This window comes from Microaerobacter geothermalis (assembly GCF_021608135.1).
In the GTDB taxonomy this organism is placed as follows: domain Bacteria; phylum Bacillota; class Bacilli; order DSM-22679; family DSM-22679; genus Microaerobacter; species Microaerobacter geothermalis.
Genome location: NZ_JAKIHL010000001.1, coordinates 103,475 through 130,000 on the forward strand (window position 1 = coordinate 103,475; position 26,526 = coordinate 130,000).

General features: G+C 38.3%; 30 protein-coding genes. 22 read left to right on the forward strand and 8 right to left on the reverse strand.

All coding sequences use genetic code 11. The features are described 5' to 3' along the window. The first annotated feature begins 107 nt into the window (after positions 1–107). The 5 genes from L1765_RS00550 (at position 108) to L1765_RS00570 (ending at position 6,349) form a co-directional block, all read left to right on the forward strand. Positions 108–317, forward strand: a complete 210-nt coding sequence (locus L1765_RS00550) for a twin-arginine translocase TatA/TatE family subunit (protein ID WP_236403212.1) — start codon at positions 108–110, stop codon at positions 315–317. Between the two features lie 19 nt (positions 318–336). Then, positions 337–1,227, forward strand: a complete 891-nt coding sequence (locus tag L1765_RS00555; protein WP_236403213.1) for a 4Fe-4S dicluster domain-containing protein — start codon at positions 337–339, stop codon at positions 1,225–1,227. A gap of 59 nt (positions 1,228–1,286) precedes the next feature. Beyond that, positions 1,287–2,579 (forward strand): NrfD/PsrC family molybdoenzyme membrane anchor subunit, encoded by a 1,293-nt coding sequence (gene nrfD / locus L1765_RS00560; protein ID WP_236403214.1) that lies wholly within the window; start codon positions 1,287–1,289, stop codon positions 2,577–2,579. Then, positions 2,569–5,667: a molybdopterin-dependent oxidoreductase gene (locus L1765_RS00565; protein ID WP_236403215.1), complete on the forward strand. Its 3,099-nt coding sequence runs from the start codon at positions 2,569–2,571 to the stop codon at positions 5,665–5,667. Before nrfD ends, L1765_RS00565 begins: the two co-directional genes overlap by 11 nt. Positions 5,668–5,755: 88 nt before the next feature. After that, the gene (locus L1765_RS00570) at positions 5,756–6,349 is read left to right on the forward strand and encodes a molecular chaperone TorD family protein (protein ID WP_236403216.1); all 594 of its coding nucleotides are present in this window, start codon (positions 5,756–5,758) and stop codon (positions 6,347–6,349) included. 142 nt (positions 6,350–6,491) lie between these two features. Here L1765_RS00570 and L1765_RS00575 read toward each other — a convergent pair whose 3' ends face one another. The 3 genes from L1765_RS00575 to L1765_RS00585 all read right to left on the reverse strand — a co-directional run bounded on the left by L1765_RS00575 (position 6,492) and on the right by L1765_RS00585 (position 7,894). After that, positions 6,492–6,854 carry a hypothetical protein gene (locus L1765_RS00575; RefSeq protein ID WP_236403217.1) on the reverse strand — a complete coding sequence of 121 codons (363 nt, stop codon included), beginning with the start codon at positions 6,852–6,854 and terminating at the stop codon, positions 6,492–6,494. 126 nt (positions 6,855–6,980) lie between these two features. Next, on the reverse strand, positions 6,981–7,418 hold the full coding sequence (locus tag L1765_RS00580) for an Hsp20/alpha crystallin family protein (protein WP_236403218.1): 438 nt from the start codon (positions 7,416–7,418) through the stop codon (positions 6,981–6,983). Between the two features lie 86 nt (positions 7,419–7,504). Continuing rightward, positions 7,505–7,894 (reverse strand): sigma-w pathway protein ysdB, encoded by a 390-nt coding sequence (locus L1765_RS00585; protein WP_236403219.1) that lies wholly within the window; start codon positions 7,892–7,894, stop codon positions 7,505–7,507. 143 nt (positions 7,895–8,037) lie between these two features. Here L1765_RS00585 and L1765_RS00590 point away from each other — a divergent pair, with 143 nt between their 5' ends. Further along, the gene (locus tag L1765_RS00590; RefSeq protein ID WP_236403220.1) at positions 8,038–8,712 is read left to right on the forward strand and encodes a site-2 protease family protein; all 675 of its coding nucleotides are present in this window, start codon (positions 8,038–8,040) and stop codon (positions 8,710–8,712) included. Between the two features lie 87 nt (positions 8,713–8,799). Here L1765_RS00590 and L1765_RS00595 read toward each other — a convergent pair whose 3' ends face one another. Both L1765_RS00595 and L1765_RS00600 read right to left on the reverse strand, forming a co-directional pair. Then, positions 8,800–9,486 (reverse strand): TerC family protein, encoded by a 687-nt coding sequence (locus L1765_RS00595; protein WP_236403223.1) that lies wholly within the window; start codon positions 9,484–9,486, stop codon positions 8,800–8,802. Positions 9,487–9,500: 14 nt separating this feature from the next. After that, positions 9,501–9,665 (reverse strand): FbpB family small basic protein, encoded by a 165-nt coding sequence (locus L1765_RS00600; RefSeq protein ID WP_236403228.1) that lies wholly within the window; start codon positions 9,663–9,665, stop codon positions 9,501–9,503. A 285-nt stretch (positions 9,666–9,950) separates the two neighbouring features. Here L1765_RS00600 and L1765_RS00605 point away from each other — a divergent pair, with 285 nt between their 5' ends. From L1765_RS00605 to L1765_RS00650, 10 genes are all read left to right on the forward strand, one after another. After that, complete coding sequence (locus L1765_RS00605; RefSeq protein ID WP_236403230.1) at positions 9,951–10,580, forward strand: stalk domain-containing protein; 630 nt, start codon at positions 9,951–9,953, stop codon at positions 10,578–10,580. 1 nt (position 10,581) lies between these two features. After that, positions 10,582–10,881: a hypothetical protein gene (locus tag L1765_RS00610; protein ID WP_236403233.1), complete on the forward strand. Its 300-nt coding sequence runs from the start codon at positions 10,582–10,584 to the stop codon at positions 10,879–10,881. Next, entirely contained in the window at positions 10,881–11,819 is a 939-nt protein-coding gene (locus L1765_RS00615) for an FAD:protein FMN transferase (RefSeq protein ID WP_236403236.1), read from the forward strand. Before L1765_RS00610 ends, L1765_RS00615 begins: the two co-directional genes overlap by 1 nt. Before the next feature lies 1 nt (position 11,820). Beyond that, the gene (locus L1765_RS00620; protein ID WP_236403238.1) at positions 11,821–12,411 is read left to right on the forward strand and encodes a ferric reductase-like transmembrane domain-containing protein; all 591 of its coding nucleotides are present in this window, start codon (positions 11,821–11,823) and stop codon (positions 12,409–12,411) included. Beyond that, positions 12,386–13,057 (forward strand): response regulator transcription factor, encoded by a 672-nt coding sequence (locus tag L1765_RS00625; protein ID WP_236403240.1) that lies wholly within the window; start codon positions 12,386–12,388, stop codon positions 13,055–13,057. Before L1765_RS00620 ends, L1765_RS00625 begins: the two co-directional genes overlap by 26 nt. 19 nt (positions 13,058–13,076) lie before the next feature. Then, on the forward strand, positions 13,077–14,375 hold the full coding sequence (locus tag L1765_RS00630; RefSeq protein WP_236403241.1) for a sensor histidine kinase: 1,299 nt from the start codon (positions 13,077–13,079) through the stop codon (positions 14,373–14,375). Between the two features lie 86 nt (positions 14,376–14,461). Continuing rightward, entirely contained in the window at positions 14,462–16,207 is a 1,746-nt protein-coding gene (locus L1765_RS00635) for a B12-binding domain-containing radical SAM protein (RefSeq protein WP_236403242.1), read from the forward strand. Between the two features lie 123 nt (positions 16,208–16,330). Continuing rightward, positions 16,331–16,672 (forward strand): rhodanese-like domain-containing protein, encoded by a 342-nt coding sequence (locus L1765_RS00640; protein WP_236403243.1) that lies wholly within the window; start codon positions 16,331–16,333, stop codon positions 16,670–16,672. Next, a complete protein-coding gene (gene cysK / locus L1765_RS00645) occupies positions 16,665–17,585 on the forward strand; it encodes a cysteine synthase A (protein ID WP_236403244.1) in 921 nt (306 codons plus the stop codon). Before L1765_RS00640 ends, cysK begins: the two co-directional genes overlap by 8 nt. 150 nt (positions 17,586–17,735) lie before the next feature. After that, positions 17,736–18,821: a M42 family metallopeptidase gene (locus L1765_RS00650; protein WP_236403245.1), complete on the forward strand. Its 1,086-nt coding sequence runs from the start codon at positions 17,736–17,738 to the stop codon at positions 18,819–18,821. Between the two features lie 160 nt (positions 18,822–18,981). Here the strand turns inward: L1765_RS00650 and L1765_RS00655 are convergent, their stop codons facing one another. Then, entirely contained in the window at positions 18,982–20,265 is a 1,284-nt protein-coding gene (locus L1765_RS00655; RefSeq protein ID WP_236403247.1) for an APC family permease, read from the reverse strand. A gap of 346 nt (positions 20,266–20,611) precedes the next feature. On the opposite strand from L1765_RS00655, the gene L1765_RS00660 reads away from it, so the two are divergent. Further along, the gene (locus L1765_RS00660; RefSeq protein WP_236403249.1) at positions 20,612–21,091 is read left to right on the forward strand and encodes a hypothetical protein; all 480 of its coding nucleotides are present in this window, start codon (positions 20,612–20,614) and stop codon (positions 21,089–21,091) included. On the opposite strand, the gene L1765_RS16155 is transcribed toward L1765_RS00660, so the two are convergent. After that, positions 21,008–21,589: an accessory gene regulator ArgB-like protein gene (locus L1765_RS16155; protein ID WP_407942170.1), complete on the reverse strand. Its 582-nt coding sequence runs from the start codon at positions 21,587–21,589 to the stop codon at positions 21,008–21,010. The two genes, L1765_RS00660 and L1765_RS16155, sit on opposite strands and share 84 nt — an antisense overlap. A 572-nt stretch (positions 21,590–22,161) precedes the next feature. Here L1765_RS16155 and L1765_RS00665 point away from each other — a divergent pair. Further along, positions 22,162–22,482, forward strand: coding sequence for a hypothetical protein (locus L1765_RS00665; RefSeq protein WP_236403252.1), 321 nt, complete (start codon positions 22,162–22,164; stop codon positions 22,480–22,482). A 73-nt stretch (positions 22,483–22,555) separates the two neighbouring features. Then, positions 22,556–22,984 carry a hypothetical protein gene (locus tag L1765_RS00670; RefSeq protein WP_236403254.1) on the forward strand — a complete coding sequence of 143 codons (429 nt, stop codon included), beginning with the start codon at positions 22,556–22,558 and terminating at the stop codon, positions 22,982–22,984. 179 nt (positions 22,985–23,163) lie between these two features. Here the strand turns inward: L1765_RS00670 and L1765_RS00675 are convergent, their stop codons facing one another. After that, complete coding sequence (locus L1765_RS00675; protein WP_407942171.1) at positions 23,164–23,550, reverse strand: transposase; 387 nt, start codon at positions 23,548–23,550, stop codon at positions 23,164–23,166. Between the two features lie 251 nt (positions 23,551–23,801). Between L1765_RS00675 and L1765_RS00680 the strand changes: the two genes are divergently transcribed. From L1765_RS00680 to L1765_RS00690, 3 genes are all read left to right on the forward strand, one after another. Continuing rightward, positions 23,802–24,242 carry a hypothetical protein gene (locus L1765_RS00680; protein ID WP_236403262.1) on the forward strand — a complete coding sequence of 147 codons (441 nt, stop codon included), beginning with the start codon at positions 23,802–23,804 and terminating at the stop codon, positions 24,240–24,242. Between the two features lie 442 nt (positions 24,243–24,684). Continuing rightward, on the forward strand, positions 24,685–25,224 hold the full coding sequence (locus tag L1765_RS00685; RefSeq protein ID WP_236403263.1) for a hypothetical protein: 540 nt from the start codon (positions 24,685–24,687) through the stop codon (positions 25,222–25,224). 478 nt (positions 25,225–25,702) lie between these two features. Next, entirely contained in the window at positions 25,703–26,524 is an 822-nt protein-coding gene (locus tag L1765_RS00690) for a hypothetical protein (protein ID WP_236403265.1), read from the forward strand. Positions 26,525–26,526: the final 2 nt, after the last annotated feature.

A 26,526-nucleotide genomic window follows, 5' to 3' on the forward strand; every position in this document is an offset into this window, starting at 1 on the left:
TTTTATGCCGACATGTCATGATATCCCGAGAGTTAGACTCAAAGAACCGTACAGGATGTTTGGCATGGCATTTGCAATATCTATGTTTATCGAAAGGAGGATGAACCATGTTATCTAATATTGGCATTCCGGGTCTTATTTTAATTTTGGTGTTAGCACTTATTATTTTTGGTCCTAAGAAGCTTCCCGAAATTGGGAGAGCCTTTGGACAAACGTTGAAAGAATTTAAAAAGTCAGCTCGTGAGTTGACCAGTGATGTGGTAGATGAGATTTCAGATGATTTCCAAACAAAACAGAAAATGACGCAAGAAAGATAAGGAAATAGGGGTGAGGGGAATGGGAATTTTCTCAAAGGGTGAATTCACCGAAAAAGATTGGAATCATTTGCTTGATCGTGCTTTGCCGGATGCAAAACAGGAAATGGCCAAATCGCCTTATGATAGCGAATTAGGCTTTAATATGGCAAAGGATGCCAGAAGGGTTATTAATGGATCTTTAAGTCTTGAGGATTTTCATAAGAAATATTCCTCTTCTTTAGTAAAAGAGTTTGGTAAGGAATATGTTTCTGAAACGCCACCGAGGAGAACTGGAAAGGGTCCACAGTGGGCAATGGTGATTGATTTGCGAAAATGTGTGGGTTGTGATACTTGTACCGTCTCGTGCAAGGCAGAAAATCGAACGCCACCTGGAATGAGTTACAATATCGTACTTGAAACTGAGGTTGGTCAATACCCGAATGTAGCGAGGATCAACTTACCAAGACCTTGTATGCAATGTGAAAAACCACCCTGTGCACAGGTTTGCCCTACAAGAGCAACCTATAAATTAGATAATGGGATTGTTGTAATTGACAATGACCGATGTATTGGCTGTCGTTATTGCATGGTAGCGTGTCCATACGGTGCACGTTCCTTCGATTTCGGAAAATCCTATGAGGATGAAATGATCGGTTTTAATGACGTTACCAGTCCTGAATATGGAGTAGACCGTGGGGAAAGAAAAAAGGGGAAGCTCCCTGAAGGTACCGTGAGAAAGTGTAGTTTCTGTTACCACCGTTTACAACGCGGAGAAGAGCCTGCCTGTGTAGAAACCTGCATCGGGGATGCTCGATATTTCGGTGATTTAAATGATCCAAACAGCAAAGTATCAAAACTTGCTGCAAGTCCACGTGCGTTTCGCTTAAAAGAAGATTTAGGCACTGGGCCGAGTGTCATTTATTTGAAATAACGTATTAATTGTCTGATTATCTTTGAACAATAACTTACGAGACAAAGGAGAGTTGGGTAATGAATGAACCTGTTGTATATACAGAAAAAATGAAAGTTCCGTCGTCTCGCCTAAACAAAATGGAACGAGTTTGGTGGGGGACCCTTCTTCCCGTTTTTTTGATCGGCGTTTACTTTATCATTAAAGGCTTTTTTATGGAGGGTATGGCTTCTACTTACCTGACAGATGAGGTCCCTTGGGGGGCATGGGTGGCGTTTTACATCTACTTTATTGGAATGAGTGCGGGATCCTTTTTATTATCGACTCTCATATATGGCTTTGGGATGAAAAAATACGAAAAGATAGGGCGCGCAGCACTGCTTTCAGCAATCGTCAGTATGATTACAGCAATTACGTTTATTTTCCTAGATATTGGCCGTCCGGATCACGTATTTAACTCTATTATTTATTGGAATATCACAAGTACAATGGCTTGGGAAATCCACTTCTACATCGTTTACATTCTTTTTCTCATAGTGGAACTGTATTTATCCATGCGAGGGGATTTAATTGAACTTGCAAAAAAGAAGAATCGGTTAGCGAAATTTTACCAATTCTTAACCTTCGGTAAAAAAGAAATGACAAAAGAAGATGAACAACGTGATAAAAAACGCATGAAAATATTAGGAATTATTGGGATTCCGCTGGCAATCTTAGGGGTACATGGTGGTACAGGTTCTATTTTTGCAGTGTTAAAGGCTCACCCGTTCTTAAATTCAGGTCTGTTCCCTATTATCTTTATTATGTCTGCACTTGTTTCGGGGACCGCTTTATCAATTTCGCTTTATGTAATTAAAAACAAGGTGTTGAAAAAACCAATAGATACAGAAATGGTCCGATCTTTAGGAAGTTTGTTGGCACTCTTTCTAGCAATCGAGTTGATTATGGAATGGTACGAATTTTTGGTGGGAACCTACGGGTTGCAATATGAAGAAATGCAAACGATTGGTCATATGACAACAGGTCCTTGGTGGTGGAGTTTTTGGATCTTTCAAATGGGTTTTGCCATGATCATTCCACTAGGCATCCTATTTTTGAAAAGGACTCGCACATCTGTTAACTGGATATTAACAGCATCGATTCTAACCATTCTCGGGGTTGTGGGTGTTCGTTTTAACATGGTTGTTCCGGTCTTTATAGTGCCACCGTTCGAGGGAATGCCGACGCCAAATTATTATCCTAACCTATCGGAATGGGTTGTTACGTTCGGCTTAATTGCGATGTTTCTTTTGCTCTATACGCTAGGTGAAAAGTTATTACCAATCGAAGAAGTGGAGTATTCAGAAAATGGAGTGATCGAACATGGAAAATAAGAAAGTGAATCGAAGGGGATTTTTAAAGGTTTTGGGAACCCTTGGAGCCATTGCCTTTGTTGGGCCGGCCTTTGTTGGTCCGGTAAAACAGGTCATGAACGGAGTTTGGTTTGATGAACCCCATGGAGTGGGAACTTCTTATCAGGATTATACGGCTGAAAATGTTATATTTACCTCATGTGAGCAGTGTAACACGTACTGTACGATTAAAGCTTATGTTATGAAGGGTTCTAATTCCGGTCCTTACAGTTCAATCGTACGAAAAATTGCAGGGAATCAATATAGTCCGCTCAACATGGAACCCTATGGCCAAATATCATATGATACTCCAATAGATGTTGCGGTTAAAGGGACAGGTGATGTTGCAAAAGAGGGACGTGGTTTTCGCGGAGGACGTACATGTCTTAAAGGGCAGGCTGGAATTCAGACGGCATATGATCCTTATCGAGTTCGTAAACCATTGAAACGTGTTGGCCCTAGGGGAAGCGGGAAATGGAAAACAATTACTTGGGAACAAGCGTATGATGAAATTATTAACGGTAGCAAAGATTTGAATACACCTGGTCTAAAGGATATCTGGGCATATATTCCCCAAAAACCGGTGATGGATGATTGGGAGAAGGTAAAAAATGGAGATATGACATTTTCCGAGTTTGATCAAAAATATAAAGATGTTTTAATAGATACGAAACATCCTGATTTTGGCCCAAAGGCAAATCAAATTGCATTTATGCTGGGGGATCGCCGTGATTTCATTAGCCGCCTTATCTTAAATAGTTTCGGAAGTATTAACTATGAGCATCATGGAGGAGTTTGCGGTGTTAGTAGTGTAATTGGGAATGTTCGCTCTTATTCAAATGGTAAGAAAAAGAAGCGACAGTATGCTGATGTTGATCATGCACTATTTCTAATCGTATGGGGATCAAATCCCTTGGTAGCCAATAAAGGACCAACCTGGCTTGCCCCCAAAATTATGAATGCACTTGAACGGGGAATGAAAATGGCTGTGATTGACCCTCGGCTAAGCAAGACAGCCGAAAAAGCAGACATGTGGATACCAATAAAACCAGGAACCGATGGAGCTCTTGCCCTTGCGATTGGGCGTTGGATAGTAGAAAATCGTCGTTATGATGAAGACTATCTGCTTAATCCGAATAAGCAGGCAGCAGAAAAAGATGGTGAGCCAACTTGGAGTGATGCAACACACCTTGTAAATATGAGTGATCCAAGACGTCCGAAGCTTAGAGCAAGCGACTTAAATCTTGGCAGTGATAAACAGTTTGTTGTTCTTCAAAATGGAATACCTGTCCCTCATGATCAAGCGGAAGAAGGACAATTAGAGGTAGATACAACGATCAATGGGATTAAAGTGAAATCAAGTTTTACTCTTTATAAAGAGAGGGTAATGGAAAAGTCACTAGAAGAATATGCAGCAATTACGCAGATTGATAAATCGCAAATTATTAAACTAGCAAAAGAATTTACTTCCTATGGAAAGCGTGCGGCCATTACCGCATATCGTGGGCCTGCCATGCATGTAAACGGGTATTACAGTCAGCGTGCCATTGCGATCTTGAACCATCTGATAGGAAACTATGATTGGAAAGGCGGCAGTCTTACAACCGGGGCATTTTATAAGGAATTTGAAGGAAGATATGATTTGATGTCTGTTCCAAATGCAAACAAAGCATGGGGTATTCCTTTAGCCCGTTATAAAGTGAAGTATGAAAAAACATCTTTATTTAAGAAAGACGGTTATCCGGCAAAACGTCCTTGGTTGCCGTTTAGTTCACACACTGTTTACGAAGTGCTTCCAAGTGCGGCTGAAAAGTATCCTTATGGATTAAAAGCACTATTTATTAACCGTTTTTCACCAGTGTTATCAAATCCAATTGGGGAAATACAGGCAAAGGTGTTAGCAGATCAAAAATCTCTTCCTTTATATGTTGCCTCAGATGTAACGATAAGCGATTCTTCACAGTACGCTGATTATATATTACCTGATACGACGTATTTGGAGCGTTGGGGACGTGAAGCCATTTATCCGAACATTACAACTAAATTTGCCGGAATATATCAGCCAGTAACAAGAGTATTTCCCGATGTGCGGTCATTTGAAAATAGTTTGATTGAATTAGCAAAGGCAATGAAGCTTCCTGGTGTTGGGGAAGGGGCATTTGTTGATGGAAGTTCACTTCATTCAGAAGAAGACTTTTATCTAAAAAGAGTAGCAAATATTGCGTATGATGAGACTCCTGTTCCAGATGCGTCCAAAAAGGAAATGGACACCTTTGTTAAAGCGCGGCAATTAGGACTGGGGAAATATTTTGATTTAGACCGTTGGAAAAAAGCAGTTAAACCCGAGGAGTGGGCAAAAGTAGTATATGTTCTTAACCGCGGAGGAAGATTTGAAGCAAGCAATACAGGTTATGTAGGGGAACATTTAAAATATAAATTTGGCGGTCAGGTGAACTTTTATGATGAGGGGGTAGCAGGAGGAAAAAATTCCTACGATGGTAGCTATTTTGACGGAATTCCTAAACATGAGGAAATCAAATATTACAATGGAGAATTGGTAAAGGCTGAGTTTCCGCTACAATTTGTAAACTGGAAGTCCCGTAATATTGGCACTTATCGGACCATTAGCAGTGCGTGGCTTCGAGAAATTAGATCAGACAATTACGTCTGGATGAACCCGATTGATGCTAAATCGAGGGGTCTAAAGAATGGAGATAAAATTGTTATCACGGCTCCTGATTACAAAGCTGAAGGCACCGTGCTTGTTACCGAAGGTATCCGTCCAGGAGTTGTCGGGGCAGCATATAATTTCGGACAAAAAGGATATGGCGTTAATCCTAATACAATCGACAATGTCATGCAGAATCCTTTACCAACTTATAATCACACGCCATTTGCCTTCAAGGAACCAATGCATGAAGAATCAGGCATACCAGGTGGCCGTGGTGAAGGATTTGCCGTAAATTATTTGTTGAAACAGGATATTAGTTATAAAAACGGTGTGATTGTTGACTTAATCGGTGGTTCACCAGGTCAACTAGATTTGTATGTCGAAATATCGAAAGCATAGTTGACCAGTAAAACGTTCGATTTACTTACTTTCAAAGCGGAATGAAGACAGCTCTCAGCACACACGACCCAAAGGAAGGGATCATGTTATGAATGAAAAGTTAGAGGAAGTATACGGTAAACGGTTGATATGTAATCTATTCACTCAAATTTGGTTTGGAAATTGGAAAGAGTATGAAACGATTTTTCGGGAAATTCCAGCTTCACTACGAGATCAATTTTCTTTCCATAAACATTATGAGCGAGAGGAAGTTTCATTATGGTATGAAAATTATTTTCTCATCCCTGGCAAGTACTATGTACCACCTTATATTTCTTTCTATGCAAAGAAGCTAAATGAAGACACGGAGAAATTTAAGCAAGAACTCCTCTGTTTAATTGGAGTCTATGAAAAAGTAGGATTTTACTATCCGATAGAAAAAGAGGAGTTTCCAGATCATATCGGAATTCTCACTGCTTTTTTAACAGCATCGATTCAAGAAGAAATCAAGGCAATTGAAAATGGTGATCAGAAGCTGGCTCAACAAATTAAAAATTTACAACAACAGGTAATTGAAAAATATATTCTACCATATTTAGAGGAGTTTAAGCATTATTCAAAAACAAAAATACATCATCTTTTTTTCACAAAATTTATTGAATTTTATTGTTCAATGCTAGAACAAACATTAGTTCATCTATAGCTTCTGATCCAAGGGGTTTGAAAAGAAACTGGAACGAAAGGGTGATCGATTTTTGGAAGAAGATGCAATGTAAGATCATTTATGTTGCATCTTCTTTGACTCATTTTTTTAAATTCCCTGGATAAGTTCAACTAAACTCCATCTAAACTAAGTCTTCTTTATAAGAAAGGTGCAGCAAATTCATGAAAGTCTCCTCACACAGGGAACGCAAGAATTCGGAAGAATAATTGGCCTGATGGATATATCCTTTATGCTTATAAAGAATGGTGTATCCATCTTTATTTTTTTCCTCTTGCAAAATTCTGAGTTGAACTTTCCTCATCTGTTCACGTGTGGACCTTATTTTATGAATCAGTTGCTCTCGGAGAGAATCGGCAAGATGAAGATAAACAATGGGGAATTTGACGGCAGAACGTTTCAATACATGAAAATCTCTATCCAAAACCTTGACGAGAAGATGGAATATCAGATGATCCCGGACCAAATCCTCCGGTAAAAGCTCCATAATAACCACCCCTGATAACCGAACATTTGTTTCTATTATATACAAGGGTGGTCAGTTGATGCAAATGGAAATTTTTAATAAAAAAGAGAAGTGTTTCCAACACTCCTCTTTCAGATAAACTAAGATTTAGTCGATGTTGATGATTCGTTGCCGTGATTTTTTGCTTGATTTTGGGAGGACAATTTCCAAAACGCCATCTTTATAGGAGGCGGAGATGTTTTCTTCCACTACATTTTCTCCGATGGGAAGTTGACGGATAAAGCTGGATGCCTTTCTTTCCTTGTACAGAAATCTTTCGCCGGAGGTCTCTGTTTCTTCATTGTGATTTCCTTTAATGGTCAGAATACCGTGATCAAAGGAGATTTCCAGCTGGTCCTTCTTCATGCCGGGAAGGTCAGCCTTTACTACATAGGCGTCATTTCTTTCCAACACATCAACCTTGGGTTGCTTAGCTCCCTTAAAACCCATCAAGTCCTCATTGAAAAATTCATTCAGCTCCCTTTTCATTTCATCCAGCAAAGAGCCGGAACGAAAGGGCCGCATGGGGAAAAAATCACGACTCATAGAAACTCCTCCTTATAGATTGATCTCCAGTATTTATTATATTCCAAAGAACCATAAAGGTCAATAATAGTCAAAGTGAGTCGTGATTATGAGTGTATTCCATGTAAAAAATCTTTTATGGGATTCTTCCATTCAATATCTGCATAGGGGTAATGCTCTGTAATCATTTTTTCGATTTCATAGAAATCCTCTTTCTCAAACCCCTTTAATTTATTGGGATTTTTCACCCAAACAAAAACGGAAACCACGGTAAAAGCCCGTTCAGTTGTTCCGAGATACTTTTCGCCTTCGAACAAAACTCCTTTGTATGCAATTGAAAAATTTTTGCGGACATGATTTGGATCGTCAAGAAAAAAAGGAGTTTTTTTGTCTAGGGCAATTTCAAGCTTCCGTTTAGGATCAAACAGATAGCGTATCCAGCGATAGGCAAAATAAATGATAGCGATAAAAAGAAGAACACGAATCAGGATTCCCACTGCACATTTCTCCTTCAACCGTTTGATGGTATAATATAATCGTAAATCACTTATTGGAAAAAAGAAAGGTTATAATGAAATTAAAAAAGTAATTGAAAAAATAAGTTCCTTCGATTGGAAATCACTGAGATGGGAGATTAGAGATGGATTTCAGTCGTTTTTTAGCTTTTCCCCTTGAGCAGATTCCCTATGTGGTTGTTGCACTTGCCGTTGCCTTTTCTGTACATGAGTTTTCCCATGCCTATGTGGCTTGGAAGTTTGGTGATCCTACGGCAAAAAATCAGGGGAGATTAACATTATCTCCACTGGCCCATTTGGATATATTGGGTACGTTGTTTATTTTTATTGCCGGGTTTGGATGGGCGAAACCGGTTCCGGTCAATCGCTTCTTTTTCAAAAATCCCCGTTTGGCTGGATTTTTGGTATCAGCGGCAGGACCAGTAAGCAATTTGTTTGTTGCTGCTCTGGGAATGGCGGTTTATTATGGTTTAGCAGGGACGGGGGTATTAGACAATTTGTCGGCCCAAATGAATGAAGTGTTGTATCAATTTTTTAACATACTGATCTACTTAAATGTGGTTTTATTTGTTTTCAACTTGCTTCCCTTTCCCCCTTTGGATGGATATCGGATGATTGAGGACCTGGCTCCAAAAGACATAAGGGCGAGAATGACCCAATATGAAGCCTATGGAATATTTCTCTTTTTGTTTTTGGTGATTACTCCTCTGGATCAGTATACCATTCAACCAATTTTCAGGACCTTTATTCCGATGGTTTTGGACACCATGGATGTCATTTTTTCACCGTTTATCCGATGATTAAGTGCCTCTAAGAATGGAACAAGGGGATTTGCACGTATGCATGTCGAGTTTGGCGATAAATTGTACGGATGTAATGAAAAAGGTTCAAGTCAATTCAGGTGACTTGAACTTTCTTTTTTGATTGACGACTTTCCCCGTAAGAAGCACCCCTGCAACAATAACCAGGATGATCATCCACTTGATGATGGGATTCCCTTCAAAAAAATTGATTAAGAAGGGCTCATCAGTAATCATCTTTGCTGCAGTAAAAGCCAGAACACCCGCGCCAAAATAAATGATGAAGGGGAATCGCTCCATCCATTTGAGGATTAGAGTACTTCCCCATACGACAATAGGGATGCTGATTAAAAGACCCAAGATAACCAAGAAGTAGGAATCCTTGGCTGCACCTGCTACGGCAATAACATTGTCCAATCCCATCATCGCATCGGCGATCATGATGGTTTTTATTGCTTCGACAAGATTTTTTCCTGCTTTAACTTCCTCATGTTTTTTTTCTTCCACAAGGAGCTTGTATGAAATCCATATCAATACCAGACCTCCGGCCAATAACAGAAAAGGTATTTTTAACAAATAAACTACAAGCAGTGTCGCAACTGCTCTTATTCCAATAGCTCCAAAGGTCCCCCAGAAGATGGCTTTTTTCTGGGATTCTTTTGGCAGGTTTCTGGCCGCCATACCAATAACAACGGCATTATCTCCTGCCAAAACCAGGTCAATGATGATGATGGATAGCAACGCAGTGAAAAATTCAGCGGAAAACCATTCCAAAGAAAACACCTCCATTATGCGTGATTATTCGTATTTCTTGGATGAGGCGCAAAACTTTTCTTCATAATGTTGTTTTCCACCTTTTCTTCTATCTCCTTTAGAATGTCCTTATTCTGCAAAATTTCTTCCTTGTTTTTTTCCACTAACTCATTTTTTACAGAGATCGGTAATGTTCTCATATTCATCCCCTCCAGGTTTTATCATTGTATATAAAAAGACCTTAACCCAATATTGGTTAAGGTCTTGCTAACAACGTTTAAGCTGCCGATAAAGCCGAGGGTTTCCCCTGACCTGACGACTTTATCGTAAAAGCTACTCCCCTTGATCAATCAATTATTTTAATCTCATCATACCGTTGTCCGGGGAAAAAATCAAGCCTTTTTAGAATATTGCATGAATCCGCTATTTTTCATTTTCCTTTCATTTTATATGGCTATGTTATGGATGAAAGGAAGGTGGATCAAATGAAAAAAGGATTTAAATTAGGTAGTAACAAATGGGTTATTGTACCAATGATATTTTTTCTGTCTTTCATGGCACTCTCTTTCTCGGTTTGGGCGTTTGATGAAAGTGAAGACCGAAAGGAAAAACACGAATGGACTGAAGGGGATGAGCAATACGAAGAATATGGAGAAAAAGATGAACATGAAGAAAATGATGATGAAAAGTATAGTGAGGGTGAAAGCAAGGACGACGGAGAAAATGAAAGCAAGTATACAAGTGAAAGAAGTCAATTTATTGAATCAGCAGTGATAAATCTTAGGTATGAAAATACCATATACCCCATGAAGGTGAAGGTCGTTGGTGGGCAGATCCTGGCACCTGCAAAGAAATTAGCAGAGATTGTAAATGCCCAGGTAAATTGGTTTGAGAAATATGAGATTATGGAGATTAATTTAGACAATCAACAATTAGTAGTAAGGGCAGATAGGGCGGTTGGTTATGTGAATCGGATCAAATACTACTTGCCTGAAAGGTCGCTTTTGTTTGAAGGGGATATTTACGTTCCCATTCTTTTTCTTACGAAGGGTATGCAAATGGAAGTAAAATGGGCTGACAATTATAAAATATTGGAGTTAAAGAAGGTGAAATAATATGAAACATTGGCTAAAATGGGTAGTCGGTTTAACGGGAATCGCCATGTTTTTAGGATTTCTGGGATGGATGAAACAAGATCAAACGACTCCTGGTTCAGAACAATTAGTAAAGGTTCCAAAGGGAGAATGGAAACAGGATAGCATCGATCCAACAATCTGGGAATGGCAAAGGACAAGGGAGTCGAAAGTTTTTAATCAAACCAGTGACAGAGGGGAGATTTTTGCTCAATGGGATTGGGAAGAACCAACGGAGATAAAGGAAAAATACTCTAGAGTCACAAGAACTAGGGGTTCGTAATGAGGAAAATATGTTTTTTTGCCATGAACACTGAAGTGGAGCTTGTATTGGATACAGAAGAGGTTGAACTTTTCTCATTAGGAAGGGACTGGTTTCAATATGTAGAGCAAAAGTTGTCCCGATTCCTACCGGGAAGTGAGCTATCCTTTCTAAATCATTCCCCATCAAAACCTATGATTGTTTCAGAACTGTTTTATGAAGTAGCTGAAAAAGGAATATATTATTGGAAAAGGACCCATTCACTATTTTGTCCATTTCTGGGGAAACATCTAGTGAATTTGGGGTACAACTGCAGTTTTGAACAGTTAAAGGAATACCCGTATCAAGAAGAAGTGAGAGTAAATACCAATCCTTCGGTCTTGTCATCTTCTATTCCCATTACCCTTTATCCCGAGATGAAAGCATTGAAGTTATCCTCTTCCTACCAGTTGGATTTTGGCGGATTGGCCAAAGGATGGTCTTGTGAGAAACTTTCTGATATGTTAAAGCATACCTATCAGATTCCCTCTGGCTATATTAACGCAGGGGGAGATCTTCAGGTATGGGACAACCAGAGTAAAGATTGGCATATAGAAATAAAATCACCCTACTCTACCGAGGAAATCATTGCAGTCATTCAAATATCAAATGGAGGGGTTGCCACCTCCTCTTGTTTGCAAAGGCAGTGGATACATCAGGGAATGAAGGTTCATCATATTCTTGATCCAAGAACAGGAATGCCTGCAGATACGGATATAATCCAAGCTACTGTATATGCTTCTTCTGTAACAGAAGCAGAGGTTTGGGCAAAAATTTTTTGCATATTAGGTGAACAGGAAGGAACAAAGTATATAAAAGAAAGGGCACCTTTCCTTGAATGGGTGTTGGTCAAAAAAGACGGAGAAATCATAACCAGTTCATTTGACACTCTTCATGGGAATGTTAAAAAGGTGGTATAATATGGGTATCCTCTCAAATGTCAATATAGAGGAATGGTTTCCCATTTGGGAAACGTCCAGGGCAGCAGCGGTTACCTCTTACTTTCTTTTGTTTGTGTCTATTTCAACAGGGCTTGTTTTATCCCTTAAGATACTAAATGGTAAACTGTATGTCATGTTTACCTTGATTCATCAATGGTCAGCCTGGTTCGGATTCCTTTTTGCCCTTTTTCACGGGATGGTACTCTATTTCGACTCATATTCCCCATTCACCTGGAGGGAGATCTTTATCCCTTTTTATAGAAAGCAGACTCTGTTATGGACTACATTGGGAATTCTCTCTTTATATGGAATGGCTATATTATTGATTAGTTCCGACATTTTCAAGTATTTAGGGAAAAAGATATGGCGAATCATTCATATTTTCTCTTTTCCCACTTATCTATTTGCGTTGTTTCATAGTCTTTTCATTGGAACAGACGCAAGAACCTTCTTTTTTATCTTTTTTTATGGAGCTACGGGAGGTATTGTACTTTTCCTGCTTACTCTTCGGTTTTTTACCATCTTTTATCAAAGAGGTGTAAATGATGCACATTCTGTTGGCAGAAGATGATGAGCAGCTAAGCAAACTCATTATTCATAAATTGCAAAAGAATATGAATACCGTAGACTATGCTCCTGATGGAGAAACAGCCTTGGGGTATGCTCTGATGGGAGGATATGACCTGATTATTTTAGACTGGATGATGCCGGGTTTAAGCGGGGTGCAAGTGTGTCAGCAAATCAGAGAACAAAAAGATCAAACTCCAATTCTTATCCTTACTGCAAAAGATGAATTAGATGATAAGATCAGGGGATTTGATTCCGGAGCAGATGATTATTTAGTTAAACCCTTCGAATTTGAGGAACTAGTAGCCAGAATTAGAGCTTTGGGAAAAAGGAAACCTCTACCATTAAAAGAAGAGGTATTATCGGCAGACAATCTTTATTTAGATACAAAAACACACAAAGTAACACGGGACGGTACAGAAATCATTTTGACTCAAAGAGAATACCAGTTATTATCCCTTTTAATGATGAACAAGGGACAGGTTTTAACCCGTGAAGTTATCCTTGACCGGATTTGGGGATATGATGCAGAAGTCACTCGAAATACAGTAGATGCTTATATACGTCTGTTAAGGAAAAAGGTGGATAAAGGGTATTCCAAAAAACTAATTAAAAGCATACGTGGTTTTGGATATACCATTCAAAAGTAGGGCGAATGGGGTGAAAAGAATGTTTAAAAAAATAAAACATAGATTAACATGGTGGTACAGTGGGGTGATGATGGTCGTCCTACTTTTTTTTCTGTTCATGATTTACTTTTCCTTTGTTGAAATCTTGTATTATGAAGAAAAACAGGAGCTGTTGGCATACGGTCTCAAGGAAAAAAATAATTCTTCTCGTCAGCTGCTTGAATGGACTCCCGGTAAACCGCTTGATATACGGAGGGAACCTGGCTCTAATGGATTTTATTATGTTTTCAACAATAATGGAGCATTGGTTTATGGTGTAGAGGGGAATCCTGAACTAAGGAAAAGTATATTATCAGAAATAGAGAGAAAAAAACCAAAGGAAAATCAATTATTCCTTTTTACAATGAAGAATGGAAGAACATTGGCAATTGTGGGCCAAGAGATCATTGTAGAGGGCAAGCAATTGGGACTTTTTTTTGTCGGACAGGATGTAACAGGTATTCAGCACGTCTTTAAAAACTTTCTCTATGTGATGGCTGGGATCGCGTTTTTATTTGTCATCATTGCAGCCGTGTCTGGATATTTTATGGCGGGAAAAGCGATAGTGCCGATTATCCAATCCATGGAACGGCAAAAAAAGTTTACCGCAGATGCTTCCCATGAACTTCGTACTCCTTTAGGAATACTCCTTTCTTCAACAGAAATTTTGGAAGAGGAGGAAAAAGAAAAAATGTCTCTATTTGGACAACAATTATTGGATGATATGAAACAGGAAATCAAGCGTATGTCAGGACTTGTTTCAGATCTATTGATGATAGCTAGGGCAGATTCAAACCAATTACAAATGGATAAAAAATGGATTGGAGTAAACGAACTTGTCTCTTCAATAGTAAGAAATATTGGATATCTGGCAATGAAAAAGAAAATAACTTTAATATTTGAGCAGCGATACCAAGGAGTTATCTATGTAGATAAGGAGAAAATTCAACAAGTATTATACATTTTATTACATAATGCTTTAAATTACACACCCCAAGGTGGATGCGTTGAGTTTGTCGTAGAAAAAAATAAAGAAACAGGGTCTGCAAATTATATCCAATTCATCGTTAAAGATGATGGAGTAGGGATTCCTAAAGAGGAATTATCTCATATCTTTCAGCGTTTCTATCGTGTGGAACAATCTCGTACGAAAAAATCAGGAGGCACTGGTTTAGGATTATCTATTGCTCATTCTATCATCCAGGCCCATGGTGGGGAAATAACTGTAGAAAGTACAATTGGTAAAGGAAGTACTTTTACTATCATATTGCCAACCAGCAATCATACTATTGACGTATAAGTGAATCATGTTAACCTGATAATATCTTACTAAACGATAGATGTGAATTTTTTAATTCCGTCAATACAGTGAAAGGAGAGAAATCAGTGAATATTGTGTTAGCGACACTGAATGCCAAATATATTCATACCTCGCTGGCACTCAGATATTTGAAAGCCTATGCGGAGAAGGATTTTCCCCAGATTGCCATTAAAGAATTTACCATAAATGATGTGGCACTAAATATCGTGAGTGAAATTTATCAATTGCATCCGGATGTGGTGGCCTTCTCCTGCTATATATGGAACATTGAAGAAACCATTCCAGTGATAAAAATGCTAAAACAGGTGAAGCCAGATGTGAAAATCATCATTGGAGGACCTGAGGTTTCCTATGACATAGATGAATGGCTCCAGAGGCTACCTGGGGTAGACTTCATTGTATATGGGGAAGGAGAGGAAACCTTCCACCATTTGCTTACAGAAATAGCCGCTGACCAGAAGTATCACATGGTTTTTGGCATCGGGTATCTAAAGGACGGGCAGCCTGTGATTACCCCTCCTAGGCCGAAGGTGAATTTGACAGAGATTCCATCTCCGTATCGAGATTTGGAGGACTTAAAGGGACTAAAAAATCGGATCGTTTATTATGAATGCAGTAGAGGGTGTCCCTTTACCTGCTCTTATTGCCTTTCTTCTATTGAGTTCGGGGTTCGTTATTTTCCGATGGAACGGGTCAAGGAAGACTTGCTTCGACTGATAAAGGCGGGAATCAAAACAATAAAATTTGTTGATCGGACCTTTAATATTAACCGTTCCTATGCCATGGAGGTTTTTCAATTTCTGATCGACAATCATCGGGATACCATCTTCCAATTCGAGATTACCGCTGATATTATGCGGCCGGAAGTCCTTGATTACTTAACGGAACACGCTCCGCCCTGCATCTTTCGCTTTGAAATTGGAGTTCAGTCCACCAATGATGAGACCAATGCCATAGTCAAACGCAGACAAAACTTTCAAAAGCTGACAAGAACGGTAGTTAAAATCAAAGAGAGTGGAAAAATTGATCAGCATTTGGATTTGATTGCCGGTCTTCCAGGGGAGGATTATCAATCATTCCGGAAAACCTTTAATGATGTGTTTGCATTAAAGCCAGAAGAACTGCAGTTGGGATTCTTAAAAATGCTGCGAGGAACAGAAGTGAGAAAAAATGCAGATCAATACGGATATGTCTATATGGAACATGCTCCCTACGAAATTCTCTACAATGATGTTCTTTCCTTTGACGATGTGATCCGAATCAAGAGAGTAGAAGATGTGTTGGAAAAATATTGGAATGCCCATCGCATGGACACGACCGTTCAGTATCTGATCGCCGAGAATTTTGATTCCCCCTTTGATTTTTTTCAGGAATTTGGGGATTACTGGGAATCAAAGGGATGGAGAAGAATTGGTCACCAGCTAGAGGATTTATTTGTTCGCCTTTTACAATTCTTAAAGGATAGGAATATTAGAAATATGGATGTGGCCGTTGGACTGATGAAATTTGATTATTTGAGAGGACATAAGTACAAACCGAGGAAAACCTGGTGGGAGTTTTCGCTGGATAAACAGGAATTTGCTTCAATCATGAAAAAAATATTAGAGCAACCTGCTCGAATGGGGGACAAGTTTCATGGGAAAGGATGGACTGAAAGGGAGCTCCACAAACACGGAATGATCGAGATTCTTCCCTTTAACTTAAAGGAGTATCTTGAAACCGGGACAATTAAGAAACAGAAAAGCCTGCTTCTTGTTACCTACGACCCCCATGAAAAAGGCGGAACAGAAGTCTTTTCCCGTTTATTTTAATTGCACATTAAATGGGCAGAAAATGATTACTATTCGGATGGGGTTTGTTACAATATAAAGAAATGGCAGAAACATGATTTGATGAATAATAATTTTAGACTTAATGAAATCGAGGTGTGAAAAATGGAGGATCAAAAGGTATATATCGATATAGAAGCAAGGGATTTCAGCAAACAATATCCTAAAGGTCATCATTACCGAATCCTTGATGTTCGCAGGGATGAGGAAGTGGAACAAGGGATGATTCCTGATGCCGTTCACATTCCTCTGGATGAACTGGAACAAAGGGCGGGGGAGCTAAACCCCGATGAAGATATCTTGATCGTTTGCCGAAGTGGAAGAAGAAGCGTGTTTGCTGCTTATCTTTTAAATGAATTGGGGTTTGCCAAGCTGTATAATTTGAAGGGTGGTATGCTGGAATGGGAAGGCGAAACCGTGGAAAAGGGGAAAAGGGTTCATGAATAATGTTTTCAATCATATCATGGAAACCATTGGCAGAACGCCGCTGGTCAAATTAAACAGAATCGTTGGGCCCCATGATGCAGAGGTATTTGTGAAGCTAGAAAAGTTTAACCCTGGAGGAAGTGTCAAGGATAGAACCGCTTCCAATATGATTGCCGAGGCGGAAAAGGCAGGCCTGTTGAAGCCGGGAGCAACCATTATCGAACCGACCAGCGGCAATACTGGAATTGGTTTGGCTCTGGTAGCAGCGGCGAAAGGATACCGAGCGATACTGACGATGCCGGATACCATGAGTGAAGAAAGGATCAATATTTTGAAAGCATATGGGGCTGAGGTAGTATTGACTCCGGGAAATGAGAGAATGCCAGGAGCCATCCGCAAAGCACAGGAACTTTTAAAAGAAATTCCAAACAGCTTTATGCCCATGCAATTTGAAAACTGGGCCAACCCGGCCATTCATCGGAAAACAACTGGACCAGAAATCATTGCCCAGATGGGAGATCAATTGGATGCCTTTGTAGCAACGGCAGGAACTGGCGGGACCATCACCGGGGCAGGTGAGGTGCTGAGAAAAAAATACCCCAATCTTCATATCGCTGTGGTGGAACCCAAGAATTCTCCCGTATTGGCCGGAGGACAGCCGGGACCCCACAAAATACCGGGAACCAGCCCTGGATTTATACCGCCTATATTAAATCAGGAAATCTATGATGAAATCATTCATGTGACCGATGAGGAAACGGCAGAAGTAACCAAAAAGTTGGCCAGATTAGAGGGGATATTGGTTGGGCCTTCATCAGGGGCCTCTGTATTTGCTGCTTTAAAGGTGGCCAAAAGGCTTGGTCAAGGAAAACGGGTAGTCTGCATGGCTCCAGATACCGGTGAAAGATATTTAACGACGGATGTGTTTAGTTAAACGGATGAATTCATTTAATATTGATTATGACCCTGTCGGAGTTTTACATGAGCATTTTGGCAGGGTGTTTCGTTTTTCGAAATTTTATGTATGAAATCCATGCATAGGTTGGTATAATATACCTGTATTTTGATAATAGGAGGGTAACCGATGGAATTGGATCGCACATTACAAATGTTTAAAGAGTTAACGGAAGCTCCCGGTGCTCCTGGATTTGAGGGGCCTGCCAGAGATGTGATGAGAAAATACATAGAACCCTATGCTGATTCAGTAACAACCGATAACTTGGGAAGTCTCATTGCGATGAAAAAGGGAGCTTCAGAACAGCCGAAGATTATGGTAGCCGGACACTTGGATGAAGTAGCCTTTATGGTCACGATGATTACCGATAAAGGCTTCCTACGTTTTCAGGCATTGGGGGGTTGGTGGGAGCAGGTGATGCTGGCTCAGAGAGTCACCATTCATACCCGAAAGGGAGTGATTGAAGGGGTGATTGGATCCGTTCCACCACATGTTTTGCCACCGGAAGCAAAAAAGAAGCCGGTGGAGAAAAAAGATATGTTTATTGATATCGGGGCAACCAGCAAAGAGGAAGCGGAGAAGATGGGTGTTCGCCCCGGAGATCCCATTATCCCTGTATGTCCATTTACGGTGATGAAAAATCCTAAAATGTTAATGGCCAAAGCCTGGGATAACCGGATTGGCTGTGCCATTGCCATTGAAGTACTCCGACGTCTATCTGAGGAAAGCCATCCCAATACCGTTTATGGAGTCGGAACCGTCCAGGAAGAAGTGGGATTACGGGGTGCTTTAACCTCGGTAAATACGGTTGAACCCGATATTGCCTTTGCCGTCGATGTGGGAATTGCTGGCGACACACCAGGAATGCCATCGGAGTATGCTCAATCCAAAATGGGTGAGGGTCCGCAAATTCTCATATATGATGCCACCATGGTGCCCCATCGTGGTCTGCGGGATCTGGTGATTGAAACGGCCGAGGAGCACAAGATTCCGTATCAGTACGATGCTATGGCAGGTGGAGGAACCGATGCCGGTCGTATGCATCTCCATGGAAAAGGGGTTCCGTCCATGGTAATTAGCGTTGCGACCCGTTACATCCACAGCCATGCTTCCATCCTTCATCGGGATGATTTTGATCATGCGGTGAAATTGATGGTGGAAGTGATTAAGAAGCTGGATGCCGCCAAAGTGGCTGAACTAAAGGAGCATCGGTAAGATAGAGGAAATTTACTTCAGATTGGAGTTTGAAGGTGGTTTACTCCAATTAAGAAGTGATAGTCGTCCAAAATATGATTTGTAGTAAAAAGGGATGCCATAAGCGCATCCCTTTTGTCGATTATCATTTATCCATTGTAGAGTTTTGATTATTATTAGGTCAAATTGACTTTAAAAAGAACTTTTCAGCGAAGAAAATAAGCAGCATCATAATAAAGGAGGCTACGATTACAAAAATATCGGTGGTTGCTTTTACCCAAAGGAAAGCGCTTAATACAACTACATCAAAAACAATCGCTGTGATTACAATATAAGGATTTGCTTTGATTTTATCGAGAAGATGCCGCAAGACTCCCCAGTGAACAATAATGTCCATAACCAAATATAAGATAGCCCCAAGAGAGGCAATTCTGCTTAAATCAAATGAAATTGTTAAAATCATGGCAATCACAATCATGTAGACAACCATGTGTTTTTGAATACTTCCTGGCATCTTAAAGTGCCTATGAGGAATTAATTTCATGTCTGTAAGCATGGCTGTCATACGGGATACGGCAAAAACACTTGCAACTACACCGGAAACGGTTGCGATAATCGCTATACTTACTGTAAACCATAGTCCGTAATTGCCAAAGGCTGGTCGTGCCGCTTCTGCTAACGCGAAGTCTCTAGCTTGAATAATCTCACCTAAAGAAAGATTACTTGCTACTGCCCAAGCTACTAATATATAAATAACTGCAACAATGGAGGTGGAAATAATGATCGCTCTGCCTACATTTCGATGAGGGTCAATAATTTCTGAACCGCTGTTGGTGATTGTTGTAAATCCTTTGAAAGCGATAAGGGTCAACGCTACAGCAGCAACATATCCACTAATGGTTTGATCAGGCACACTTTCTTTCATGCTGTCAAAAGAAAAATTTGAGATCCATAATCCAACAATTGCGAATACGGCAATACCGCCAATTTTGAGTAAGGATGTGATCGAAGAGAAGACTTCGATAAATCGGTTGCGGGAAATATTCATTACAAAAGCAAAAGCAAGGAGCGCAACACCTATAACTGGAACAAGAAAATTTTCTGATTTAACATTGAATAATTGAAGTGTGTACACGGCGAACGTACGAGCAACAAGACTTTGATTAATCACCATTGAAATAGCCATTGAAAGTGAAGCCGTCGCTGCAATCGTGCTTTTACCATAGGCATTCACTAAAAAAATGGCAATTCCACCGGCTGAAGGAAATGCGTTTGACATTTTAATATATGAATAAGCGCTGAACGCGGTAACAATTGCACCTACAATAAAAGTGAATGGAAAAAATGTCCCGGCCAATTCAGCAACTTGCCCCATGAGTGCGAATATTCCTGCTCCGATCATCACTCCGGTACCTAAACCTATTGCACCTGTTAGAGTCAAACTGTTTTTTTTATATTCCTCCACTATTCAACCCCCTCTGAATTGTCAACCAACCTGTGATGTTTTGGGAAAATTATACCCATGCTTTATTATCATGTTCTAAAATGAGATTTATTAATACAGATACCATAAATAACGGGTGTTTATTCCTCACCATCAATGATTTTGATGCCTAATGGTTCCAAAATCATCCTAGAAAATCAAGGAATTATACCTATTTTATTCTGAATTATCCAAAATTTATTGAAAAATATTTTGATTAAGATAGGATTAGAGACAGGAGGAATCCCTTAACTTGCAGTATTCTGAGTGACATTGAAAGATGAAAGGATTGCTTCTGAAAACGGTAAGGAAGGAGGTGCTACTTGATTTGAAACTCATTCTAACTCGGATAACTGCTATATCTTTTCTATTATTATTCATGATGGGATGCAGCACTGAGCAGAAGATCACTTTTGAAGAAAAACAGGGAATATATCTGGATACCAGAATTGCTGTGGCCAAGGCCGCAGAGCTAATCAGCAAGGAATGGGGAAAAAGTGCTGAAAATCGTAATACGGAGCAAGTTCTTGAAGTATTATCAAAGTATTATACGGGGGAAGCCTTAGAAAACATCAAAGAATTTTTAAATTCCCTTTCAGAAAAAGAATATGATGCAGATCGTTATGAGAAGTTAATCGGACAGTTTAAAGGAAAAATTCCAACGATGCCACTATTGGGAGAACTGGAAGACGTTAATATTATTAAACAGAATAAGCAATCGGTCTTACTGACAATAGATGCCAACACAAATTATTTTATTGTAAAAGAAAAGCAAATATCTGAATTTAAGTATGAAATGCCAGGTTGAATCAACCTCTAAAATATATCCCAATGTTACAGTAAGGTACCAAGCAGAAAGAAAAATAATAGATAGTATTTTGAAACGTATGTTGCGATTGCGGTTTCCAGCTCGACTATTTTCATAAGGAGCGTATTTGTAGCAAATAAATAAACCGGTCATTAGAGTAGCGCTGTTTAACAGGATCATGTGATTTTTATATTGTAATGCTCCAATAACGGACAACCATGACAGTAGCAAGAAAGAAAGCAGGCTAAACACCATACAGGAAAGATAAGTGGATAAATGGGTTCCTCCAGAGACTATTCGTAATCCCGCGAATGTGAGTACCAGGAAAAGAACGGGCAAAGTGATGCCAAAGCTATAAGCGAGTATGAACAAAAGGACAATTTTGATCGAATAACCAATTATGACTTCCAGTCCATAGCGAATATGATCTTCATTTTGAGATTGATGAGTTTGCTTTGCCAGACGTTTTGCTAGATTTTGAGATAAACGGGTGATCATACACAATCAACCTTTGGTGGGATAATTTAGATATTTTCAAGAACAGTTTCCTATAATTGGACGATAAAAGCAAGAGAAAGAGGATAATTCCTTATAAATTGAGGATAAATTAGGTGTTTTCAGGGATAAATTCTTTAGAACATGATATCAACGGATTTTATTCCGGCAAATTAAGGATTTATACCAAATTTATTCTTAGTTATCCAAAATCTATTGCAGTGATTTTTTGTTGGTGTATGATTTGGGTAGTGTCAAAAGATCTATGAAAAAGTGACAAAGAAAATCTGATTTGATGAATCTGGGTCGTAAGACCCCGCTATCGCACCATCTATGAAACAACCCAAAAAATTAAGGAAGAAAAATCTAAAAAGAATGGTAAAATTAAAACAACTTATTCTACCTATATAATTGTTGAAGCTAAAAATAAAAATAAGGAAAAGGAAAATACGGTAAGTATTTCTTCAATAGGTGATAGATCTGATAAAAAAACAAGTTCCTCTATTAGTTATACGATTTATGCTAATTTTAAATATGAAATGTTAGACAACAGGTGGGTTAAAGCACTCGACTATATGGCAAAATGGGATCAATTGGATTCGCAAGTAGTTAATACAAAAATGAGCATATATGCTGATGCAAAAGGGATGAAGTATGAAGATCCAAGTAACATAATTTATAGTGTGTATGGAGTATCTAATAGCTACTATATTGACTCCCCCAGTTCTGGGATAGAATATCATAAAACTCCAGCAGATTGGGGCCATATAAGTATCATTGAAAACGATACTTGGAATGCCATGAATGTAAGATTTGACTTTAAGAGGGGTACTTCAACCTGGTCTGATGAATTAAGTGCCGGATTTGGTACAGCATCAGTGCCACCTATTAAATAAAAAAGTGTACAAAATCCCCCCCGAAATTTTCTCAGGCTTGGGGGGTTTATACAAATTTTGTGGTGGTGAAATTATGAGAAAAATAATGGTAAAAATGTTACTCTTATTCTTTTTATTTTTATTACAAGGTTGTGGAAATGATCCTGCGATTATACTTCAGGGAGAATCTGAACAATGGTTCAGTACAGTTACAGTCAAAGTAATGGATGGTAAATATTTTGTTAACACGGTAATAAAACCAAAGAAAAAGCTGAATATAGATTATTTGAAATATACAACTTCATATAATACTAACAAGATAGGTGAGCAATCTAATGAATTAACGGGGCAGGATATTTCAAATTGGAAATCTTACGGGGAAAACAACTATTCAGGTGGTACAACAAACCTTAATTTTGAAGAACTTAGTAAAGAAATTGAGTACGCAAAAATTACAGTAGCATGGGGTAAGAATAAGGAGATTAATACAGAAACCATATTTTTGTATCCAATTAATCCATAGTTCTTGTTAACCAAAGGTAACAGATAGTCCTGTCAAAATCCCTAATAATAAGGAGAAGCTATGGACAAGGATACCACAAAATCCGCAATAAAGGAACTATTATCTGCACTTGATTCAAAAAATTTTACAAATCTTATCAATGTTATTGACATTGATAGGTACGTCAAGAAACTAACAGCTTATAAGTTCTTGCAATTACTCAGGGCCGCCTGCCGCTTGATACTGATCGTCGGATGATCGCGTTCGATCATGTTCTTCCGTTCCTGGAGCGATTTATTTAAGTCCAGATTTTTTTTGAGCCAGTCAATTTCAACGGTTAATTGACCGACCAGCTTCTCTAGATGTTCCTGTTTCGATTCATATTCTTTGCGAACTTTATCCATCTCACTTTGTCCCTTTTCAAATACCATTGAGGAGCGCTCTAAGAACTCGGCCTTCCATCGACTAATCATCACGGGATTTAGTTCATATTTGGCAGCTATCTCATTGACGGTCTGCTCTTCGCGCATGACCTCGAGAACCACCTTTGTTTTAAATTCTGCGGTATATCGGTTTCGTTTTTTCATAGCTCTATTATAACTTATTTATCACGCTCCCGTGTCTCACCCTATGGGAGCATTATATAACTGCAGCAACGGTTATTGGACTAATTGGCGGATTAGGAATTTCTGCTGTTTTAGCATACCAAATTTGGAGTGTTTCTGGAGTTGCACATGGTGATGTAGAAGATGCATATGAAATCTTAATTGTTATATGATTAATATTGTCCCCATCTAATTTGTTAGATGGGGGATTTATCCAAGAAAAGAGTGAAATTATGATTTCTAAACTTATTTTATCATTATTAATGATTCTGCCTTTTTATATAATTATTGAAAAGAAATATAAAACAGAAAGAGAAAAAAAGGCACAGTATCTCCTTACCGTCATTAATCTGCAAATATTATACTCAAACTTTTTTATTAAGAATAATTTTTTAGAGCAAATTATTATAGTTGTAATAGTTGTGTTTATTTTATATCGGATATTGGAGAAAACCTATAAAGGAGAAATAGAAAAAATTGGGTTATATTTATTATTTGCATTTGGTATATTTAAACTAGCTCATAATGATAATTACGAGCTTTTACATCTCATAGAGACTATATTATTTGGGGTATTTTTTTATTCAATTGCAGAGAAAAAGTATGAATCAGTGATTGTAAATATTGGAATTTATATTCTGTTAGGAATTACATTATTTGTTTTATCAATTTGAAATACATAACCTACGCAGTTGAAGGTAAACATTGGTAAATTTCTGGTCTGGGAGTAACCCAAAGAAGCATTAAATAATGCTCTGACCAAAATAACTCAATTCATCTTGCAAACTGCCAATTCACCAGCGTTTTATATATGTTTGTAACACTTCTTCCGGAGCATCATGACGGTTATTTATAAGTAGGTATGCACTCTTGTAAGAATCAGGCGACTCCTCCTTTTCGGTTTGAACGTCATCCGAATTGATTTGCTCATTTTCCTTTAATATTCAAGTACCATTATTAACTAATTAAAGAATTATATCCAAAAAATGAAAACGAAGATGAAATAAAATATCATAGTAGAATGGTTGAACAATTAAAAGATCTAATTGAAGAAGAAGTAGCATCACTTCAATAAGTCGCATTGACTTGTCAAATTTGTAGTCTTCGGAGGTACTTATGTTAAGAATTTTATACTTGTTTTTGGTTTTGATTGTTCTAGTTTTAAGTAGTGGTTGTAATAGTCAGGATTTAAAAAAACAATCGCTAGAAACTTTATTTAAACAAAATCTTATTAAAGAACCTAATACGATTAGATGGGGCTCAAAAGATATTTCTGGGAAAACCTCTCAATTAGTTTATAACGAGCTAGTTCAAAGAATTAATCATTCACCGGAGATAAGTAGAATTGCTAGAGAATTGTCGCCTAAGGATATTGAAATGTATCGAAATAAGGGAGAATTGGTTGAATTTATTTATGATGATCCAGAGTATATTTCCATTAATTACAATAATAAATATATAACTGTATACAGAGTAGTTAAAATCAGTTTTGGTATTGGTAATGAAATAGGGGATACTATTTTTCTTCAACACCCTAGTTTAGATAAGAACCAGGAAGATGGGATTACAGAGTTGACTGTGCTTTTTGATAGAAATTTTCATGAAGAAAATAAGCGAATAAGTGAAACTGTGATGAAATTATTGGAAAACAAATAAAAAGTACGTTGATCTATTATCGGGATACTGTATCCGGTCATAGAAGCAAGAAACCCCTGCATCGCTGGCAGTGGGAAATTCATTACAACAATCATGAATATTACCAACTGAGAGGAAGGTTTATAATAAAAATATGGATAATAATAATAATGATTTAGCGAAACGAATGATATTGATCATTGTGATCCCAACAATTTTGATTATTTTGATCGGAATAATTAACTTTTTGATTTCTTATTAAATTTGCTGATTAGGAGAGTAAATGAGTTCTATTTCATTAATTGAAAATGAAACCCTCTTATACTTTCTACTAGGAGGCATGAACTTATGATGGAATATAATGGAATATTTTTAAGTGGGAAAAATATATTAATGGTTGTAATATTTATTCTTTTGATTATTAGTGCATTAGTTTATTTTATAAAAAAATAATTTCTTGTTTCAACAGAGTTTTTCTTTTTAGTTATGGGGTGGAGATATGTATAAGAAAAGGGTCATCCCTTTGCTCATCATTATTATTTTCATGATAGGACTTTTCCTTTATATTATTGAAAAATCCAATAGGGAGTATGCATTAACCAATCGTACCCTCAATTGGGAATTCACCCTTGAAGTAAAGCCATCCAAGGGAAAAGTGCCCAATTTCATTTATGCAGGAAAATTGAAGAAGTTAACGGACAAGGAAATTAAGTATATCGATTATGATGTGAAATTTAGCAATAATAGTATATTCTCCGGTAATGTCAAACAACCTAATTTTCAGCCTAATCAAACCATGGATCTTTTTGTAACGGGTCCATCCCAAAATATTGATTTGAAAAATAAAGATGATCTTTATGAAATTTTTGCCGATTCAGTTTTTACCATTACATGGCAAGATGAGGAAGGGGAATATAAAGAAGAGATCCCATTAATTGTACCTGGGAAAAGTGAATTAAAGCCTGTTAAAGAAGAAAGTCTCATCGTACTTAATAAAGACGGGACCTTAATCGCATTTATGATTACCCTTAAAAATTCAGGCAAATCTGATGTGGGTCCGTTCTATGCAACCATTAACCTATATAATGAACAACTTGTTTCATCGATTGGTCAAAAGAAGATCACAATAGGTAAAGATTTATATTCCCCAGATGGACAGGGATATACGATAAAAAAAGGTGAAGAACTTTCAGTTGGGATAACATTGGAATTAAAGACCCCCGTTAATATAGATGAGTTGGTAACTGCAGTTGAGGTAGAAGTGTTCGGGCAAGAAGGTCAAATTCTTACATTTTGGCTAGAGAATATTAGGGTTGAATAATA

Bases quoted from the DNA above. Each gene is read 5' to 3' on its own strand.
- L1765_RS00550 (WP_236403212.1), top strand. From the start codon at position 108: ATGTTATCTAATATTGGCATTCCGGGTCTTATTTTAATTTTGGTGTTA.
- L1765_RS00555 (WP_236403213.1), top strand. From the start codon at position 337: ATGGGAATTTTCTCAAAGGGTGAATTCACCGAAAAAGATTGGAATCAT.
- nrfD (WP_236403214.1), top strand. From the start codon at position 1,287: ATGAATGAACCTGTTGTATATACAGAAAAAATGAAAGTTCCGTCGTCT.
- L1765_RS00565 (WP_236403215.1), top strand. From the start codon at position 2,569: ATGGAAAATAAGAAAGTGAATCGAAGGGGATTTTTAAAGGTTTTGGGA.
- L1765_RS00570 (WP_236403216.1), top strand. From the start codon at position 5,756: ATGAATGAAAAGTTAGAGGAAGTATACGGTAAACGGTTGATATGTAAT.
- L1765_RS00575 (WP_236403217.1), bottom strand. From the start codon at position 6,854: ATGGAGCTTTTACCGGAGGATTTGGTCCGGGATCATCTGATATTCCAT.
- L1765_RS00580 (WP_236403218.1), bottom strand. From the start codon at position 7,418: ATGAGTCGTGATTTTTTCCCCATGCGGCCCTTTCGTTCCGGCTCTTTG.
- L1765_RS00590 (WP_236403220.1), top strand. From the start codon at position 8,038: ATGGATTTCAGTCGTTTTTTAGCTTTTCCCCTTGAGCAGATTCCCTAT.
- L1765_RS00600 (WP_236403228.1), bottom strand. From the start codon at position 9,665: ATGAGAACATTACCGATCTCTGTAAAAAATGAGTTAGTGGAAAAAAAC.
- L1765_RS00605 (WP_236403230.1), top strand. From the start codon at position 9,951: ATGAAAAAAGGATTTAAATTAGGTAGTAACAAATGGGTTATTGTACCA.
- L1765_RS00610 (WP_236403233.1), top strand. From the start codon at position 10,582: ATGAAACATTGGCTAAAATGGGTAGTCGGTTTAACGGGAATCGCCATG.
- L1765_RS00615 (WP_236403236.1), top strand. From the start codon at position 10,881: ATGAGGAAAATATGTTTTTTTGCCATGAACACTGAAGTGGAGCTTGTA.
- L1765_RS00620 (WP_236403238.1), top strand. From the start codon at position 11,821: ATGGGTATCCTCTCAAATGTCAATATAGAGGAATGGTTTCCCATTTGG.
- L1765_RS00625 (WP_236403240.1), top strand. From the start codon at position 12,386: ATGCACATTCTGTTGGCAGAAGATGATGAGCAGCTAAGCAAACTCATT.
- L1765_RS00630 (WP_236403241.1), top strand. From the start codon at position 13,077: ATGTTTAAAAAAATAAAACATAGATTAACATGGTGGTACAGTGGGGTG.
- L1765_RS00640 (WP_236403243.1), top strand. From the start codon at position 16,331: ATGGAGGATCAAAAGGTATATATCGATATAGAAGCAAGGGATTTCAGC.
- cysK (WP_236403244.1), top strand. From the start codon at position 16,665: ATGAATAATGTTTTCAATCATATCATGGAAACCATTGGCAGAACGCCG.
- L1765_RS00650 (WP_236403245.1), top strand. From the start codon at position 17,736: ATGGAATTGGATCGCACATTACAAATGTTTAAAGAGTTAACGGAAGCT.
- L1765_RS16155 (WP_407942170.1), bottom strand. From the start codon at position 21,589: ATGATCACCCGTTTATCTCAAAATCTAGCAAAACGTCTGGCAAAGCAA.
- L1765_RS00665 (WP_236403252.1), top strand. From the start codon at position 22,162: ATGGCAAAATGGGATCAATTGGATTCGCAAGTAGTTAATACAAAAATG.
- L1765_RS00670 (WP_236403254.1), top strand. From the start codon at position 22,556: ATGAGAAAAATAATGGTAAAAATGTTACTCTTATTCTTTTTATTTTTA.
- L1765_RS00675 (WP_407942171.1), bottom strand. From the start codon at position 23,550: ATGAAAAAACGAAACCGATATACCGCAGAATTTAAAACAAAGGTGGTT.
- L1765_RS00680 (WP_236403262.1), top strand. From the start codon at position 23,802: ATGATTTCTAAACTTATTTTATCATTATTAATGATTCTGCCTTTTTAT.
- L1765_RS00685 (WP_236403263.1), top strand. From the start codon at position 24,685: ATGTTAAGAATTTTATACTTGTTTTTGGTTTTGATTGTTCTAGTTTTA.
- L1765_RS00690 (WP_236403265.1), top strand. From the start codon at position 25,703: ATGTATAAGAAAAGGGTCATCCCTTTGCTCATCATTATTATTTTCATG.